Here is a 17278-nt window from a genome sequence, read left to right on the forward strand (position 1 = left end):
AAGGTCTGGCCCCCCGGCCCGACGAGGAGGAGAGTGAGTTATGAGAACCATTACAAGAGCATCGACCCTCAAGGCCATGCTTCTGGCCGGCGCCGGCCTGTGCATTGCCGGCACCGCCTACGCCGCCGAGCCGCTGGTGAAAGCCTGCGCCAAGGACGGCCAGTTCATCATCGGCTTTTCGCAGGCCAACAACGCCGAGCCCTACCGCCAGCACGTCAATGACGAGCTGGAGGCGGCGGCCAAGGAAGTGCCTGGCTTCACGCTGCAGATCGCCGACGGCGCCGGCAACGTCAACACGCAGACCTCGCAGGTCGACAATTTCATCACCCAGAAGGTCGACATCCTGCTGATCTCGCCCTTCGAGGCGGCACCGCTGACGCCAGCGGTGAAGCGTGCCATGGATGCCGGCATCCCGGTCATCGAGCTCGACCGCAAGACAGTCGGCGACCCCGGCAAGGACTACACCGCCTTCATCGGCGGCGATAACTACAAGATCGCGCTCGAGGCCGGCAAATACACCGCCAAGACGCTGCTGCCCGATGGCGGCGAGACGGCGGTGCTGGAAGGCCTGCCGAGCTCGACGCCGGCGGTCGAACGCCTGAACGGCTTCAAGGACGGCGTCAAGGAAAACGCCAAGATCCAGGTGGTGGCCGAGCAGGCTGCCGACTGGGTGCCGGATAAAGCGCAAGTCGCCTTCGCCGCCATGCTGCAGGCGCACCCCGACATCAAGGTGCTCTACGCCTCCAACGACATGATGGCCGCCGGCGCGCTGCTCGCCGCCAAGGGCGCGGGCAAGGACGTCAAGATCATCGGCACAGACGGCCTGCCGGGCCCGGCAGGCGGCATCGAAGCGGTGGCCAAGGGCGACTGGGCCGCGACCTTCACCTACCCGACGGGCGCCAAGGAAGCGATCGAGATGTCGAAGAAGATCCTGCTGGACTGCGCGACATCGGTGGAACCGACGGTGACGGTGGAAACGACGGCGATCACGGCCGAGAATGCCAAGCAGCTGATGGGGAAATAGGGGGGTAGAGCCCGGCACTGAGGTTGATGCACAAGGCCCCGGAAGGGGCCTTGTTGTGTTCCGGCAAGTTACGGCGAATGGCGCGCTTCGCGCCTCATATCGGTTGCTATGACCTGCGGTGCCATACCTGTTCGTTCAACCCGCCCTTGGTCGCATGCGCGCTGACGAGTTCATCAAAGCTCGTGGCGGGTGTTGAACGGACGATATGGTCGAGGCCAGAAAACGACTGACGGAGGTAGGCGCGCCTCCGGCGACCCTCGGAAGGCGCTGGCTATCCAGCCAGACGTCGCATCTAGGAAGCCGAAACACGTTCCCATCATGGAGCCAGCCAACGCGAGAAGATCGAACTCCCGTCTGCTTTCAACTCGGACCGCCGTTCCGAGCGATCACCATGTGCCTCTTCGCGGCATCGCTTGCTTAGCTGCTGCAAATGGAGTGTTCTGACCAGCCTATGGCTCATTCTTGGCGGCCGCTGACGATGAAGAGTTCTGCTCAAGCAATTCAGCTCGCTGGCGAGCGGCGCCAGGTAACCGCGCTCTTCTACGACGTCGTTGGATCGACAGAGTTGCTGCAGCGCAGTGATCCGGAAGAGTTTTCCCGTTTACTGGCAGATTTTCACCGCGCGTCCGAAAAGGTCATCCAGCGTCATGGCGGTTTCCTCCACCAGAAGCTGGGCGATGGGGGGTGCAGCTACTTTGGCTATCCTGAGCAAACGGAGGACTCCGCAGAAAAGGCCGTGCGGGCCTCGCTCGACCTGATCGATGGGTCGGTCAGGCTTCAGAAGGCTCAGCACCATCCATTCAAAATCCGAGTAGGGGTGGCTACCAGCCTAGTCGTCATTTCCTCCGACGGCAGTGGGATCATCGGAACAGCACCGGTGGTGGCCGCTCGGCTCCAGGCAGAGGCGGAGCCGAATACGGTCGTTGTCGCCGACTCGACCTATCTACTAACGCGTAATCGATTTGACTACCATTTCCTGCGCGGTGCCCATCTCAAGGGCTTTGCCGACCCGATGCCAATCTGGCGCCCGCTTTCGACAATTGCCACGGCGCAGCGATTCTCGCCCAACCCGGAGCAGCGCACGCCAATGCGCGGCCGCCACGAGGAACTTGGCAAGCTGCGGGTAGCATGGCGCGCTGCACGCGAGGGAATGGGCCGGTCAATGGTGGTTCTGGGCGATGCGGGGATAGGTAAATCCAGGCTTGTGAGCGAACTTCGCCGTCAACTCCAACCTGAAAACGACTCCGCTTTCGCTTTGCAATGCCACGCGCGTCTCACCAGCCAGCCTTTGCATCCATTCATCGGCTTTCTTGAGACGACCCTTGGGACGTCGGCACTTCAGAGTCGCGACGGCAGTGCGTTACGCAAGGCTCTGCGACAGGCAGGAATAGCGGTTGATGCCAACGCTGCGACGGTGATCGCCGAATTTGTGGGTGAACAACGAAGAGCGACGTCCGGGAGCATCTGGCCGGCCGATCTGTCCGGCCAGCAGCGCAGGAAAGAAGTGATTGACGCGGCAGCCCAACTGCTTTGCAGCAGGGCATCCAAGGGCCCGCTCCTTGTTGCCGTCGAGGATGTTCATTGGGCAGACAATATGACCTTGGAACTGCTCGACGTGCTGACAGCACACGTGCAGACGCTGCCCATGCTCCTTGTCCAAACGTCCCGGTCGGCGGTCTCAGGTACAGGGCGTGAGACATTGACGCTTTCGGGTCTCGATCACGCGGCGATGAGTCACTTGGTGGCCTCGATTTGGGGAGAAGCGCCGCCTCCTGACGTGACTTCGTTTGTTCTGCAAAAATGCGATGGAATGCCCCTGTATGCCGAGGAACTTACCCTTTTCATGCGGGCCCGGCATGCCTTGGCACAAGGTTCGTCAGGCTGGAGGAAATTGCTGAATGAAAGCGGGGTCTCTACGCTGAATGACCTCCTTTCAGCCAGGCTTGCCGACGTCGGGCATGCCCGTCGAGTCGCTCAGCTTGCAAGTGTCATCGGAAGGGAGTTCAGCGCTGCTCTATTGCGTAACCTTCTCGATGGCATTGACGTCTCGACGCTGGAGGCCGATCTAAACGCCCTTACGTCGAACCGGGTCATTGAGCGAAAGGATACTAACGGCGACATCTATCGCTTTCGCCATGCCCTTCTGCACGAAGCGGCCTACGGGAGCCTTCTCAAGAGCGATCGACGCGGCATCCACAAACGCATCGGACGTCTGCTGATTGAAGAAGACGTCCCGAGTCTGCCTGCAGGCGTTGCCGCTTGGCAGTGCGCACAAGGGGGTATGCATGCCGAGGCTGTGCGCTTCGCTCTGAGCGCCGGCGAAGCATGTGTGCTGCATTCGGCGATGCAAGAGGCGGACCAATTGCTGGAGCTCGCGACTGAACAAATCGATGCGATGCCTCGGCGGCGCGCTCGCACCGTGCTCTTGCTCGACCTGCTACAGCTTCAAGGGGTCGTATCGGTTTCCCTCGAAGGAGAAGGATCGCCAAAAGCGCGCAAGATTTATGCACGTGCCGTGTCACTCATGCGCCGGCAGCCGGTGGCTAACAGGGCCGAGCGTTTTTCGCTGTATTGGGGGTGGTGGTTTACGGCACCGAACATTCGCACACAGCAATCGCGCGCACATTTGCTGGTCGACGAGATGAGGAGCGCCGAAGATGTCGAAACGCGTCTTCAGTCCTACCATTGCGCATGGGCAACAAGTTTTCAGGCCGCGCAACACGATTTCTGCTTGGATTGCGTCGCAAGAGGCCTCGCGCTGTATGATCCTGACCGCGCTATTAGAGACCGCGCCTTCTACGGTGGGCATGATGCCAAGGTATGCGGATTGGGTGAGCGCGCCCTCTGCAACCTCCTTACGGGCAAGCATGCCTTCAGTGAGGTGGCAATCAGCCAGTGCTTGGAATGGGCAGCCGCAACCGACCACGTCGGCAGCATCGTGCACGCTCTACATTATACGATCGTACTGCGTCGCTGTCAGGGCAGGTACCACGACGTGGCCAGTTTGGCGGAGCGGATGCGCTCTGTGTCCGAGCAACACGGATTAGCCGCGAGCCTCGCACGCGCCGACATCTTTGGAGGGTGGGCTGAGGCCATGTCTTCCTCACTCGAGCGGGGCGCCAACCAGTTCGAGCACGGACTCGACTTGCAGCAGAGGATAGGGACCGGCGACAATATGTCCATCCATATCGACATGCAGTCCGAGATCTTGCAGCGCTCGGGTAGGCCGGCTGAGGCGGCAGCGCTCGTCGACAAGGCGATCCTGCTCGGGCGGAAAGAGGGACAATGGTTCTGGCTTTCAGAGCTGTATCGGCGCAGAGCGCAATTGCGGCAAGTATTGGGAGACAACCCGCAGCGTGTCGTGAGCGACCTCCGTCGAGCCATCCAGACGGCAGAGGGCCAAGGCGCCAAGTGGCTCGCGGCGCGCGCCGAGGATGACCTGCGCCTTCATGGGGTCTGAGGTGAGTGATCGGGCGATGCGGATTCCGTCTGAGGAAGCACTTGATACTCTGCTGCAAGGGCCGTTCCCGGCTGCGGATGAGACGTGGGTTACGGTCAACCGGATTCTGGAGCGCAAGCGCGAATTCGGCATTACCAGGCTCGGGTCCGTTACCGGACTGGACTGGATCGGTATCCCGGTTGTCCAGGTTGTCCGACCGGATTCGCGCTCGGTTGCCGTCAACCAGGGGAAGGGTCTGACTTACGCCCAGGCTGCGATCTCGGGCCTCATGGAATCACTTGAGGGCTGGGCGTCAGAACGCATATCGGCTGAGAAGACGTGGCAAACTGGCCTTGCATCGGTTGACGGGGATGGCGCCTGGTCCCACTTGCTTGACCAACTCCTACCGGCCGAACGCCATTCACCACTGGGTTGGATCGAAGGCTGGGATCTCGTGGCAGCCAAGCCATGCCCGGTGCCGCTTGCTCTGGTCGACACCGCGTACACCATTCCTTCACCGCATCCGCGCTGGTTGCCGAGGAATTCAGCTGGCCTTGCTGCTGGAACCAGTCTCCAGCAGGCGATGGGGCATGCCTGCTTGGAGATACTGGAACGCCATGCGCGTTGTATCGCGATGAGAACGCCGCATTTCTTTGACCGCTTCCAAGTCGAAACAGGAACCATTCATGACGGCACGGCAGGCGAGATCATCGAACGTCTGGCTCATGCTGGCTTTGCGGTCGGTGTTTGGTCACTCCCCTCCGCCCATGGGCTGCCTGTCTACTGGTGCCATGTCATGGAGAGAACCGGGCGGCCTCCGCTAGCACCACTCCCTGCTGCCGGTTTCGGTTGTGATGTTACTGATGACCGAGCCCTGGCCAAGGCACTTCTCGAAGCCTGCCAATCGCGCCTTGGGGTCATTTCTGCTGCCCGCGAAGACGTAACTGGCAAGTTCTACGCGGCGCCTGGCGAGCGCGAGCTTTCTGCGTGGCGCGACATGCTGACAAGGTCCGGATCTCGCTATCCCGACGCTCGATCGCGTCCTGAGACCGCCAACGCGTTGAGAGCGGGCCTTGACGCCTTGCGGGTGGCGGGGGCCCGCGCGGTAGTGGCGGTGATCTTATTCTCGGACGAAAGCATTCCCGTTCATGTCGTTCGGGTCGTTGCGCCGCCTTTGCAGTCAAACCCGGAGCTTGAAGATGAGGTCTGACGTCGTTGTGTTTGTCGGCCCAACAATCGCGGCGACGGAAGCTCGGACGCATCTTGACGCAATCTACCTGCCTCCAGTTAGCCAAGGCGACGTAGTGCGGGCCGTCCTCAAGCATCGGCCCGCAGCGATTGCCATTGTTGACGGCGAATTTGCGCAGCGACCTGCGGTTCGCCATAAGGAGATTCTGTGGGCTATGGCCGTCGGCGTGCAGGTCTATGGCGCGTCCAGCATGGGAGCAATCCGGGCGGCCGAATTGACTGGCCAGGGGATGGTCGGGCACGGTTTTGTTTTCAGATGGTATCGACGCACTGTCATGGCTGACGACGCCGAAGTTGCAGTGGCCATGGCGCCGCCAGAGTTCGGCTCGTTTGCCTTGGGCGACGCGCTGCTCGACATAAGGCTGACACTCCGTAGAGCTGAACGCGAGTGCATCATTGGAAGGGAGTGTCGCCTTTACCTGGAGCATGAAGCGCAGTCGCTCCACTTCACCGACCGCAGCTATGACCAGATCCTCTCGATCGCCCTTTTGGGCGGTCGACATGACACGGAATTACAAGACCTCAAAGGTTGGATCGCTCTCAATAAAGTCAAGCGAAAGCGAGCCGACGCGATTGGATTGCTTCGCCTCTTAGCTAACTTATCCCTCCCTAATGAAGGTGTAGCGCCCCGCAGTCGCCCGTTTGAAGTCACCGAGGCGTTCCTTTTTGACCTTGAATGTTCAGGCCTCTTGCAAGAATTCGTGACTTATCGCTCCACTGAATATTGACGTGACATTCATACAAAGCCATGAGACATTCAAGCCAAGGGGTGGCTTGCATGGATGTGCTAGCTGGACAGAAACTTGGCTTGGCCCTGGGATCTGAGCGGGCGCTCGGCACTCGGTTTCTTATCTTTCCGCAAGCGCCGTTTGTGAAAGGGTATGAAAAGCCCGAAGTAGTTTGGTTGGCTCCACCCGCAGGGTCTATCCTTGCTGGGCCTGCCGACAAGCGCATGTATGTTGTTGATCCGATCGAGCCGAAACGGCCGTATGCCTTCCCGGTCTTGCCGCCGTATGTAGGCAATCAACGGCCGCCGGCCGTGCCAGGACCCGACGGACACTTCGATCACATAGTTCCCAGCGCGCCGGCCTTTCTTTCAGCCCACAGCTACGCATGCGCACGCCATGTTCTGGACGTCTGCCAGGGCTACGTCGGGCGCGATATAGTGTGGTTCTTTGAGCCGAACCTCAGCCGTCTGGAGATCGTTCCTTACATCCCTGACTGGGACAATGCGCATTCCGGTTTCGGGTTTCTCGAGTTGGGTGAGAACGATCCTGTCAGCCGGGCGTCCTGCTTCGCATTGAACTTTGATTCAATGGCGCATGAGATGGGACATCTCATCCTGCTGAGCGAGCTTGGTCTGCTGGAGGGAGACGGCGCAAATACCGATTTCTTCGCCTATCATGAGGCCATTGCCGACTTTGTTTCTCTGCTCGGGCTTCTGCAATTCGATACAGCCGTCGATCGAATCCTTCGCCGCACCAGCGGCAATCTTCTTATCAACAACGAACTCGATCGCTTCGCTGAACTGAGCGATGAAAAGCAGATCCGCTTGTTCAACAACTCGCTGCGACTTGGTGATGTAAGCGACGAAGTCCACGATCGTTCGAAGCCGTTTGCGGCTGGCCTTTTTGACTGTTTAGTTGAGGTCTATCAGACACTTCTCTTTGAACGCGGACTGTCGGATGTCGATCCGCGGCGATATAGCCATCTGCGCCAACAAATGGCTCCCTCCGTCATCGAAAAGAGCCTTCGCGACTCAAGGGCGGACTATGGGATCAAGCATTTCGCCAGCAAGGCCGCGCTGCAGGAAGCGCGGGATATCATCGGCGAATCAGTGGTGCGCTCCTGGTCTCGCCTGGAGCCCGATTGCCTTACCTTTAGGACAGCAGCGCTGGCTTTCCTGGAGATGGCCGACCGCGGTCGAGGCCACCCTTACGTGGATCAGCTCGAAGACTGCATGAAGTGGCGAAATATACTTTGACATCAGGGGAGCATCGAAATGATTGAATCGAACATACCAGCACCGCCGAGAACAGGCATCTACTACGCAGATTCTCTTCTATTATACGGTGCAAAACTGAACAAGAGCGACGACTATGGAAGGTTCAATCTGGGCCAAGGCGCCGACACTGAGCTGAGAGTCCAGCTATTCAAGGCTAGGAAGGGTCAGACCAAACAAGACTATTCGATCGTTCTCGCCTACGGCTATGCCTTCGAGGGGCATTGCTACAGACTGGATTCCAATCGCATTTTTATTGTCACCGGTCCCCCCGACGAAGACCCTGTTGGCTGCGGGTTCGAACCCCAGGTCGGTACTCCTGCACTCTATCGGATGTGGCGTATCAGAGCATCGACAGAATTGCTGGAGATCGCGACCAACTTTAGCGACGCCAAGACGCTCATTCTTGATGCCAATCTGCCTGGAAGGAAATCGCCGACCTCGTATGCCATCAATCAGACAATGGCACATCGAGACGGCCGCCTGACACGCGACTAGGCCGAATAACATTCCGGTACAGCAAGCAAGGAGAATAGTATGCCAATCACCGCGAAAGTCGAATTCTATGATGATTTGACAAAGGTATCTATCACCGATGAAGTCTATGGTGAATATTGCAACGATGCCGACGGCAAGCCGATTTATAATATAGATGTCCAGAATGGTCACCCTATCGACTTCAAAGCTGTGCCGGATGACGATACTGGCATGGGTTCCGTAACAATCGTTGGAACTGATGTCAACGATGATAAAGTCACATATCAAGACTTCTATACGTTCAATGGTGGTAACACGCTCTTATTTCCGAAATCTAAAGCGCCAACGCCCTTGGCCGTTATTAAGCGAATGAAGAATTTCCAAGAATTCTCGGATCAATTTCTTTTAAAAAAGTAGGCGCGTCGGTCAGCAGCTAACGACGCCCAACATAGTACGGATGCCGAGCTCGCGCTCGACCCGTTCTGCAAGGACACGGGCGGCGTTGCTTTTAGCTCCGCGCATGTAAGCATTCGCAATCCCGAGGGCCGCACGCCACGCTGGACAACTGCGAGTTCGATCAGTTTGGCGCACCCCACCTGCGCACGCGCCAGCCCCCCACAGCCTCATTCACGGCGTCGTCGTGAACCCGCACTGCTTCTGTTCCATCTCGATCTGCTTGGTGATGCGGATGGCGTTCTGGGCATAGGCCTCGGTCACGGTGCCGCTGTTGACGGTCTTGTCCTTCAGCGGGCTGACGGCTGCGCAGAGGTGGAAGACATGCTCGGTGGCGGACTTCGCGGCGCCGTTTTCCGGCGCGATCCAGTAGACGATATCCTGGCCGTTGGGATGTGCCGCGTCCTTCGTCGCCTCGGCCACCGTGGTGGAGTCGGTAGCGATCGCCTGCGCCTGGGCGGCGACTTCGGGCGAACAGGCCGTGGTCGGCTGGCCCGCCTTGATCTGCGCCGCGCACTGGTTCATGTCCTGTGTGTACTGCTCGACCGATGGCGGCTGGTAGCTGACCCCGATCAGCGTCGCCAGCACGGCGAGCACCGCGCCGACGCCGCCGGGCCCGGCCGGCGGCATCGAAGCGGTCGCCAAGGGCGACTGGGTAGCAACCTTCACCTACCCGACGGGCGCCAAGGAAGCGATCGAGATGTCCAAAAAGATCCTGCTGGACTGCGCAACCTCGGTGGAGCCGACGGTGACGGTGGAGACGACCGCGATCACGGCTGAGAATGCGAAGTCGATGATGGGGAAGTAGGGCTGGCGATCATCTTGCAAGAATCAGTGGCAAGGCCCCCCTCGCGGGGCCTTGCCAAGTTTGTTCCGCCGCTGCCGCTGACAAATCCATCCTCAAGCTCAACTTGACCAATCACAAGGCCGACGACATTGTGGACCGCGAGTTGCAGTTCGTTAGCCAAGTGGTCGTGTGGCAATGGATTTTCGCGACGCCATCGATAGAGCGCTGGCGTGGGCCGGCGGGTGGTTCGACTATGCCGCCACGCCATGGTTCGTCTATCAGGTCGGCATCATCGCCTCGCTCTTTGTGGTGGCGAAGCTGGCGGCGCTCCGGGTCGAGCCTCTTGTCGAGAACCAGGCACGCCAGATCAAGGGCCATCCCGGACTCTTAAGGGTCGTCATCGCGCTGTTGCGTCGCACCGACTGGATCCTGTTCATTATCTTCCTGTTTGCCGCGCTTAACCTGTTGCTCGCCATCACCTGGCCGAGCCGCACCCATCTCCTGCTCGTCGCGCTGTTGCTCTCGCTGGCGTGGCTGTTTGCGACCGTGCTGTCGCGCATCATTCGCAACCGCCTCGTCGCACGCACGCTGGGTTGGCTGGCCTGGATCTACGCGGCCCTTGTCATACTGGGTGTCAGTAATGAGGCGGCCGCCTTCCTCGACAGCCTGGCAATCCCTCTGGGCGCGGTTCGCCTTTCGGCCCTCATGGTGCTGAAGGCGGCGCTGCTCCTGATCGCCACGGTCTGGCTTGCGGTGGTCACCGGCAATTACATCGATGAGCGCGTCCGCCTCTCCGAGGAGCTGACACCGTCGATCCGCGTCCTCGTCGGCAAGGTCGCCAAGATCGGCCTCGTGCTGGTGGCCGGCGCCGTGGCACTTTCGGCCGTCGGCCTCGACCTGACGGCGCTGACGGTGTTTTCCGGCGCCGTTGGTGTCGGTCTCGCTTTCGGTCTGCAGAAGGTCGTCTCGAATTTCGTCTCCGGCGTGATCATCCTGCTCGACAAGTCGATCAAGCCGGGCGACACCATTTCGCTCGAAGGCACCTTCGGCTGGATCCGCGAATTGCGGGCGCGCTTCGTCTCCGTGGTGACGCGCGACGGCCGCGAATTCCTGATCCCCAACGAGGACTTCATCACCCAGAGGGTCATCAACTGGTCGTTCAGCGACAACCTCGTGCGCCTCGACGTGAACTTCGGCGTCTCCTACGACGCCGATCCGCACAAGGTCAGCGAACTGGCGATAGAGGCCGCGATCAGCGTCGGCCGGGTCGAGGCCGACCGGCGACCGGTCTGCTGGCTGACCGACTTCGGTGACTCCTCGCTGAACTTCGTCCTGCGCTTCTGGATCCGAGACCCGCAGCAAGGCCTGACCAACGTGCGCGGCAAGGTGCTGCTGGCGCTGTGGGACACGTTCAAGGCAAACGGCATAAGCATCCCCTATCCGCATCGCGAGATCATCATGAAACAGGCTGGGCCGGTCAGACCAGGGCACGACGACCAGTGATCTTCTCGATGTTGATGCGGAAGAAGAGGTGAGGCGGACTGGCCACCTTGTCCTCGGCGTGAGGTGTCTCGCTGCCAGGTTCCCACCAGTTGGGGCGCGCTTTCTGCAACAGCGACCAGGCATGGTCGCGCTCATTCTGTCGAGGGCCCGCTTCGGCCAGTTCTTCGTAGAGGCCGAAAGCAACGACACTCCACCAGCTGCGAGGGTTGGCAATCTCGTCGACTTCGAAGCAGACCTGAGGATGTTCGCGCATAGCCCGGACCTTCTGGCCGATCAGGGAGAAGCTGTAGATGTGGCTGTTCTCGTAAACGAAGCTGATCGGCACGACGTACGGCATCCCGTCCCTTAAGCACGCGAGGTGCCCGACCCTGCTGTCGGCCAGGTGCATCCTGCATTCTTGGGCGGTCATCTCAGTGACGGTCACGGGACTCCCCAGGTGAAAGGGCCAGCTTCACTTTGTGCATCTCGATGCAGGCTGCACCGGACTCAGGTACTTCCTTGTTTGGCCGTCTCGAGAAATCGATCGGCGAAGTCGGCGAGTGCGTTCCAGTCAGTGAATTCGTGATCGCGCTCGGGGCTCGGGCCGCCGCGCTTCATGACGACGAATTTGACGAACTGCTCCTGAAAGTAATCGTACTTGGTGAAGCGCAATGCGCCCCCGAGAAGAAGGGTCATGCGTGGTTGCCACCCTGTCACGGAGACGAAGCGATCCACATACTTTTGAGCCTCCGTCTTTTGGTCTTCCAGCGCCGCCGACAGACTGACGGATATGAGGGCCGAGGGCCTGGTGCTCAGCGCCTCGTGATGCGCAAATACGAAGTTCGTGACGGTTTCCTGGTGGTGCTCCTGGTGGACCGACGCGGCAATGACGAACGCGTCGAAGTGTCCGAGCTTCAAATCGGATGCGAGCGCTGCGCTATCCAGCAGCTCGACCTGGTGCCCGCGCTCGCGAATACGCGTTGCCGTCCGTGCGGAAATCTTCTCCGTCTGCCCTTCGGTCGTTCCATAGACAATCAGGACGTTCACGATGTCCCTCCGACAGCGGAAGAGACATTCACAAGGACGATCGATACGAGCCAGCCCGGCATCCCGGTACCTCAATACTGCGCGCATTATAGCCCATGGAACGGGCTGCACGAACTGCTTTTCTCAGCGGCACGAAGAACCCTATCGTGGCCAGAGCCATGATCAGCAGCATAAGCCATCCGACTATGACCATCCACCACGGGGCGGGCGCGCTGCGATTGAGGCGCTTTATTGCGTCGGGGCCCGGGCGGGCGCCGACAAACAACGGGCAGGCCGACCATCCGACGCTGTGCCCAATCCGGACGAGGCGACCCTCGCGAACGGCGACATCAACAAAGTGCCCGCGTACCCGATGGTGACCTTGGCCTCAAATCCCAGCTTGGCTAGAGTTCGTAGCATGCTGAACGCCATTCACCACGTCGCGCTCATCTGCACCGACTACGACCGGTCGCGACGGTTCTACGTCGATCTCCTCGGCCTCGATCTGATCCGGGAGGTCTATCGGGAAGAGCGGCAGTCATGGAAGGCGGATCTGCGGATCGGGTCCGTCCAACTGGAATTGTTCTCCTTCCCTGCACCAGTGATGCGGCCGTCCCATCCAGAGGCGACAGGCCTGAGACATCTGGCATTTGCCGTGGTGAATCTTGATCCCGTAATTATGCGCCTGGAAGCCGCCGGCGTTGCCGTTGAGCCAATCCGGATCGACCCATATACAGACCAACGGTTTACCTTTTTCAGAGACCCAGATGGATTGCCGCTGGAACTCTACGAAGCCCCATAAGGAACGGTTAGCTTTCGCGATCACGTCATCGGAGGTGGGAACGCCACTGCCAGGGATTTAGCGAGCCGCCGCCTGCCTACGTTGCGTTCAGCTCTGCCAGGTAAGCATTCGGTCCCTGGGAGCCGCACGCCAACGCTAGACAACTACAGTCTGGTCGGCTTTGGCGCACCCCTCGGCACGCCAGAACGCGGGCCGGTTCACGGCGTCGTCGTGAACCCGCACTGCTTCTGTTCCATCTCGATCTGCTTGGTGATGCGGATGGCGTTCTGGGCATAGGCTTCGGTCACGGTGCCGCTGTTCACGGTCTTGTCCTTCAGCGGGCTGACGGCCGCGCAGAGGTGGAAGACATGCTCCGTGTCGGACTTCGCGGCGCCGTTCTCCGGCGCGATCCAGTACACGATGTCCTGGCCGTTGGGATGTGCCGCGTCCTTCGTCGCATCAGCCACCGTGGTGGAGTCGGTGGCGATCGCCTGCGCCTGGGCGGCGACTTCGGGCGAGCAGGCCGTGGTCGGCTGCCCCGCCTTGATCTGCGCCGCGCACTGGTTCATGTCCTGCGTGTACTGCTCGACCGATGGCGGCTGGTAGCTGACCCCGATCAGCGTCGCCAGCACGGCCAGCACCGCGCCGACGCCGCCGGCAATTTTCTTGCTCTTCGGATCCATGTTCTTGTCGTTGAGGATCAAGAGAACCAGCGGCAGGAAGGCGATCAGCGTGATGATCGCGCCGAGCTGGTTCTGGACGAAGAACCGGAATGTGTCGGATTCGCGGGCCGGGTCCTTCCTGTTGGCCGCCTTCCAAAGCAGGCTGCCGGCGATGGCGAAAATCGCGATGCCGACCAGAATGCCGATCAGCAGCGGCAGGTTGCCCTGGTCGAATTTGTGCCGGTAGAGCAAGACAATGCCGGCGATCTCGCCGCCAATGGCAATGATCCACGCCAGCACGGCGAAAAGCCGCAGCCGCGTGGCGCCGGACTTCTGGCCCTGCGATGCCTGCCAATCCTTGGTAACGTCTACGGTCGGCTTGTTGTTGTCGGTCATGACCAGGTCCCCCGGTGTCGACACGTTTGCAAGGCGGCGTCAAAGGCGCCCGGCGCAGCGTCATTGATCGAACGTCGCCTGCCTCAGCGCGAAAGCGCCACGGCAGACCGTGTCTCCATCCATATTGCGCATGAGTGGATTCGTCCATAGCCACGGGGGCAGGGGCGGCGATGGTTGCGTTCTCCGTCATCTCCGCCTCATTGCAGTCATTCCCAAGGTTCCGAAAGAACCCCGCGCACGGCTGACGACGGACATTTGCCGACACTAAGTTGGTGTGGGATATTTCAATATCGCCAAAGGCAACATTCTAACTTGCAGGAATGTGATGACAGAAGACAAATATCCGGGAGAGCTTGCTTCCCCGCAGCAGATCCATGAACTGGCGGAAGAGTATCGCAAGGGGGCAGCCCTGCTTCTTCAGCTTGGCCGATCAGGCAAGCCGCTTAGCCGAGCGCCGTTTAGACTGTCCGCCATCCACGCGATCGAACTCTATCTGACCGCACTTTTGCTCCACCGTGGGCACAGTCCCAATCAAATCCGCAAAATGCACCACGACTTGGCGGCGCGGACGGAACACACTCTGGAAGCAGGACTGCGCCTTCGCACGAAAACCACCATTCATCTTCAGTCGCTCACCCAGAACCGGGAATATCTCGTCTCCCGCTATGGCCCAGAACTGGCGGCAACCGCCTCGCAGATAAACCGGCTTACCGCCACTCTGGAAGAGGTGGCGGCAAAGGTCACGCTTTTGATCGTGCCGCCCTCAAAAACAGTGCAACAGCCGGCTGCCGCCGCAACCGGCAAGGCCTGAGCCGATTACCGCCTTGCGCGGTTCAAGGCCGCAGTTCGTCGGCCTCAACGGCCAGCCAGCGGCACTGCGCCCCACTCACCCCGGAAAGATCGTAAACCCGCCATCGACGCGGATGACCTGGCCGTTGATAAAGCGCGAGCGGGGGCCGGCGAGAAAGGCCACCGCCTCGGCGATCTCTTCCGGCTCGGCATAGCGGTTCAGCGATTTCTTAGCTGAATCCATGCGCTCCGGATCGACCACGCGGGTCGCCTGGAAGCGTGCCGTCTTGGTGGCGCCGGGGCTGACCGCATTGATGCGCACGCCGTCGTCGATCAGTTCCTTGGCCAGGCAGCGTGTGTAATGCACGACCGCGGCCTTCAGAGTGGAGTAGACGACCTCGGGCGAGCAGCCGAGATGTGCCGCCGCCGAGGCGATGTTGATGACGGAGCCGCCGCCGCGCTGCTTCATTGGCGGCACGAAGGCCTGGCAGACCAGCATCGTGCCGATCAGATTGTTCTCGGTGAGCACGCGGATGTCGGCCAGTTCGATGTCGAGGGCGTTGTTGGGATTCGGCTTGCCGCCCTTGGCGCCGATGTCGCCGCCGGCACAATTGACCAGCACATGCACGTCGCCGAGATCGGCCTCGATCTTGCGCTTCATCTCGGCCACCGCCTTCTGGTCGCCGATGTTGCCGGTCACCGAGGTGACCTTCGTGCCATGCCGCTTCAGGCGCTCGACCACTTCGCCGAGATTGGCGAACTCGCCATATTTGGCCGGCGCTGTTTCGTCCATGTCGTGGATCGCGACATTGGCGCCGAGTTCCGCCAGGCGCTCGGCCATCACGCGGCCGAGGCCACGGCCGGAGCCGGTGACGAAGGCGGTCAATCCATCGAGTTCACGTGCCGTCATCAGATCTTCTCCATCAAACCAAGGTTGCGCATGTTGGCGGCGCTGCGCCGGATCATGTCGAGCTCATAGGAAACCAGGGAAGCGTCGTCTTCGCGCTCCCAGGGGGTGCGGGTGTCGGCATCGTCGGGCAGCCGGTTGCGCTGGGCTGCCGCCAGGCAGGCGGCAAATTCGCGCGCCGTCTTCTCAGGATAGCCGTGCCACCAGTCGTCCCGCAGAAACCGGACATGCCGCGCCTCCAGGGCGCCCGGTTCGAGAACGGCGGTCATGCGGTCGTGGTGTTGGCCGAGAATGGCGAACAGCTCGGCAAACGGCACCGCGCCGTCGCCGATGGCGCAGCGGATCAGCCGGTAGCCTTCACTCGTGAACTGCACGCGGTAATCCTTGAGGTGGACATGGCGGACGTAAGGGGCGATCCGCCGCGTAAAATCGAGCGGCGCTTCGCCGACCGGGAATGTGTTGCCGGTGTCGAAGGTGACACCGACGCCTTCGCCGCCGAGGCCGCAGAAATCGACGATTTCCCTACTGGTGAAGTCCTGGTGGTTCTCGATCGCGAGGACATAGCCTTCGGCAGCCGCGCGGGCACCCCACTCCACCAATCGCGCCCGAATGATGCCGGCGTATTCGCTCCATTTTTCGCCGGCAGCGTTGCGGTCGCCGCACAGAACCGGCGTCAGCGCCGTCCGGATGATCTTGGCCTTGAGCAGGCGTGCGGCCCGAAAGGCGTCGTCGAGCGGTTCGCCCACCAGAAGGCCGCCGCTGACGATCGGCGTGATGCCAAGGCCGGCGAGCCGCTCGCGCAGCGCGATCACCGCGTCGTCGGAAAGCTCGCTCAGCCATGGCACCCAGATCTCCAGCACTCGCGCGCCGAGTTCGGTCGCCAGCGCGATGAACCCTTCGAGCCCGGCGGGCCTCGGATTGGCGCGTGGCGTGCCGCGGCCCTGGAGGCCGAGATGATAGGTCAGGCCGTAGGGGTTCAGGCCGACCTCGAGCATGAAGCGATCGTTTGATTGGGCTGAGGTCATCGCAAGCCGGCATCCACGGTGATCGACTGCTTGGTGATCATGCGGCTGTCGTCGGCGGCGAGGAACAGCACCGTGCGCGCGATCTCGTCGCCGAGCAGAACCCTGCGGATCATCTGGCGCTGCACGACCTGGTCGACCGACGCCTGCGTCTTGAACCACAGCTGCCGTTGCCGGTCGGTGATGACGGCGCCCGGCTCGATGGCGTTGACGCGGATGTTGTCGGAGCCAAACGCCTGCGCCAGCGCGAATGTCAGCCCGACCACCGCGGCCTTGGCCGCCGCATAGGGCGCCATCTGTGCCGCGCCGGAACGCCAGGCGATCGAGGAAAAATTGACGATCGAACCGAAGCCTAGTTCTTTCATGTGCGGATGCACGGCCTGGGCGGCAAAGAAGTGGTGCCGCAGGTTCACGTCCTGGGCGTGGTCCCAGGTCGCCTGCGTGATGTCGGCAACCGGGTGGCGATTGTCGTCGGCAGCGTTGTTGACCAGCACCGCGACCGGTCCGAGGCGGTCGCGCACCGTGCCGATCGCAGCCTGGAGGGCAGGGATATCGGTCACGTCGCAGCGCAGGAACAGCGGGGTATGCGGCGCCGTGGCGGCGAGTTCACGCGCCAGCGCCTCGCCGGCCTCCTGCTGCAGATCGAGAAACGCGACGCGCGCGCCATTGGCGGCGAAGGCGCGGACCGTGTCGGCACCGATGCCCGACGCGCCGCCGGTGATCAGCACGACACGATCCGTCAGGCTCGGATAGGTGGCAAAGGACAAGGCGGAGCTCATTTCG

Annotated in this window: 17 protein-coding genes and 1 pseudogene; 11 read left to right on the plus strand and 7 right to left on the minus strand. The window is 61.1% G+C overall.

Annotation, left to right across the window (positions count from 1 at the left end; genetic code table 11):
• Nucleotides 1-40: 40 nt before the first annotated feature.
• The 7 genes from AC04SH_RS24185 (at nt 41) to AC04SH_RS24215 (ending at nt 8607) form a co-directional block, all read left to right on the plus strand.
• A complete protein-coding gene (locus AC04SH_RS24185) occupies nt 41-1024 on the plus strand; it encodes a substrate-binding domain-containing protein (protein ID WP_488576958.1) in 984 nt (327 codons plus the stop codon).
• Nucleotides 1025-1502: 478 nt separating this feature from the next.
• Complete coding sequence (locus AC04SH_RS24190) at nt 1503-4484, plus strand: ATP-binding protein (protein ID WP_488576959.1); 2982 nt, start codon at nt 1503-1505, stop codon at nt 4482-4484.
• 1 nt (nt 4485) lies between these two features.
• The gene (locus tag AC04SH_RS24195; protein WP_488576960.1) at nt 4486-5673 is read left to right on the plus strand and encodes a YcaO-like family protein; all 1188 of its coding nucleotides are present in this window, start codon (nt 4486-4488) and stop codon (nt 5671-5673) included.
• On the plus strand, nt 5663-6439 hold the full coding sequence (locus AC04SH_RS24200; protein WP_488576961.1) for a TfuA-like protein: 777 nt from the start codon (nt 5663-5665) through the stop codon (nt 6437-6439). The genes AC04SH_RS24195 and AC04SH_RS24200 overlap by 11 nt, the downstream gene beginning before the upstream one ends.
• Nucleotides 6440-6489: 50 nt before the next feature.
• Nucleotides 6490-7695, plus strand: a complete 1206-nt coding sequence (locus AC04SH_RS24205) for a gluzincin family metallopeptidase (RefSeq protein WP_488576962.1) — start codon at nt 6490-6492, stop codon at nt 7693-7695.
• 18 nt (nt 7696-7713) lie between these two features.
• A complete protein-coding gene (locus AC04SH_RS24210) occupies nt 7714-8211 on the plus strand; it encodes a hypothetical protein (RefSeq protein ID WP_488576963.1) in 498 nt (165 codons plus the stop codon).
• Nucleotides 8212-8250: 39 nt separating this feature from the next.
• Nucleotides 8251-8607, plus strand: a complete 357-nt coding sequence (locus tag AC04SH_RS24215) for a hypothetical protein (protein WP_488576964.1) — start codon at nt 8251-8253, stop codon at nt 8605-8607.
• A gap of 210 nt (nt 8608-8817) precedes the next feature.
• Here AC04SH_RS24215 and AC04SH_RS24220 read toward each other — a convergent pair whose 3' ends face one another.
• Nucleotides 8818-9312, minus strand: coding sequence for a hypothetical protein (locus AC04SH_RS24220; protein WP_488576965.1), 495 nt, complete (start codon nt 9310-9312; stop codon nt 8818-8820).
• Here AC04SH_RS24220 and AC04SH_RS24225 point away from each other — a divergent pair.
• Both AC04SH_RS24225 and AC04SH_RS24230 read left to right on the plus strand, forming a co-directional pair.
• Nucleotides 9254-9451 (plus strand): annotated as a pseudogene (locus tag AC04SH_RS24225) (substrate-binding domain-containing protein); the annotation flags it as partial. The gene AC04SH_RS24220 and the pseudogene AC04SH_RS24225 sit on opposite strands and share 59 nt — an antisense overlap.
• Nucleotides 9452-9625: 174 nt before the next feature.
• On the plus strand, nt 9626-10933 hold the full coding sequence (locus AC04SH_RS24230) for a mechanosensitive ion channel family protein (RefSeq protein WP_142868641.1): 1308 nt from the start codon (nt 9626-9628) through the stop codon (nt 10931-10933).
• Here AC04SH_RS24230 and AC04SH_RS24235 read toward each other — a convergent pair.
• Together AC04SH_RS24235 and AC04SH_RS24240 are read right to left on the minus strand one after the other, a co-directional pair.
• Entirely contained in the window at nt 10908-11357 is a 450-nt protein-coding gene (locus AC04SH_RS24235) for a pyridoxamine 5'-phosphate oxidase family protein (protein WP_477236162.1), read from the minus strand. The genes AC04SH_RS24230 and AC04SH_RS24235 overlap by 26 nt on opposite strands.
• Before the next feature lie 62 nt (nt 11358-11419).
• The gene (locus AC04SH_RS24240) at nt 11420-11959 is read right to left on the minus strand and encodes a flavodoxin domain-containing protein (protein WP_477236164.1); all 540 of its coding nucleotides are present in this window, start codon (nt 11957-11959) and stop codon (nt 11420-11422) included.
• Nucleotides 11960-12356: 397 nt separating this feature from the next.
• On the opposite strand from AC04SH_RS24240, the gene gloA2 reads away from it, so the two are divergent.
• Entirely contained in the window at nt 12357-12740 is a 384-nt protein-coding gene (gloA2, locus tag AC04SH_RS24245; RefSeq protein ID WP_477236166.1) for an SMU1112c/YaeR family gloxylase I-like metalloprotein, read from the plus strand.
• A 197-nt stretch (nt 12741-12937) separates the two neighbouring features.
• Here gloA2 and AC04SH_RS24250 read toward each other — a convergent pair whose 3' ends face one another.
• Nucleotides 12938-13777, minus strand: coding sequence for an SLC5/6 family protein (locus AC04SH_RS24250; protein WP_477236168.1), 840 nt, complete (start codon nt 13775-13777; stop codon nt 12938-12940).
• Nucleotides 13778-14102: 325 nt separating this feature from the next.
• Here AC04SH_RS24250 and AC04SH_RS24255 point away from each other — a divergent pair, with 325 nt between their 5' ends.
• Complete coding sequence (locus AC04SH_RS24255; RefSeq protein WP_477236170.1) at nt 14103-14588, plus strand: hypothetical protein; 486 nt, start codon at nt 14103-14105, stop codon at nt 14586-14588.
• A 75-nt stretch (nt 14589-14663) separates the two neighbouring features.
• Here AC04SH_RS24255 and AC04SH_RS24260 read toward each other — a convergent pair whose 3' ends face one another.
• Genes AC04SH_RS24260 through AC04SH_RS24270 form a run of 3 tightly spaced genes read right to left on the minus strand, consistent with a single transcriptional unit; the run spans nt 14664 to nt 17274 of the window.
• A complete protein-coding gene (locus AC04SH_RS24260) occupies nt 14664-15476 on the minus strand; it encodes an SDR family NAD(P)-dependent oxidoreductase (protein WP_488576966.1) in 813 nt (270 codons plus the stop codon).
• Entirely contained in the window at nt 15476-16498 is a 1023-nt protein-coding gene (locus AC04SH_RS24265) for a sugar phosphate isomerase/epimerase family protein (RefSeq protein WP_488576967.1), read from the minus strand. Before AC04SH_RS24265 ends, AC04SH_RS24260 begins: the two co-directional genes overlap by 1 nt.
• Nucleotides 16495-17274: an SDR family NAD(P)-dependent oxidoreductase gene (locus tag AC04SH_RS24270; RefSeq protein WP_477236176.1), complete on the minus strand. Its 780-nt coding sequence runs from the start codon at nt 17272-17274 to the stop codon at nt 16495-16497. The genes AC04SH_RS24265 and AC04SH_RS24270 overlap by 4 nt, the downstream gene beginning before the upstream one ends.
• Nucleotides 17275-17278: the final 4 nt, after the last annotated feature.

Source organism: Mesorhizobium sp. CNPSo 4688 (assembly GCF_057784295.1).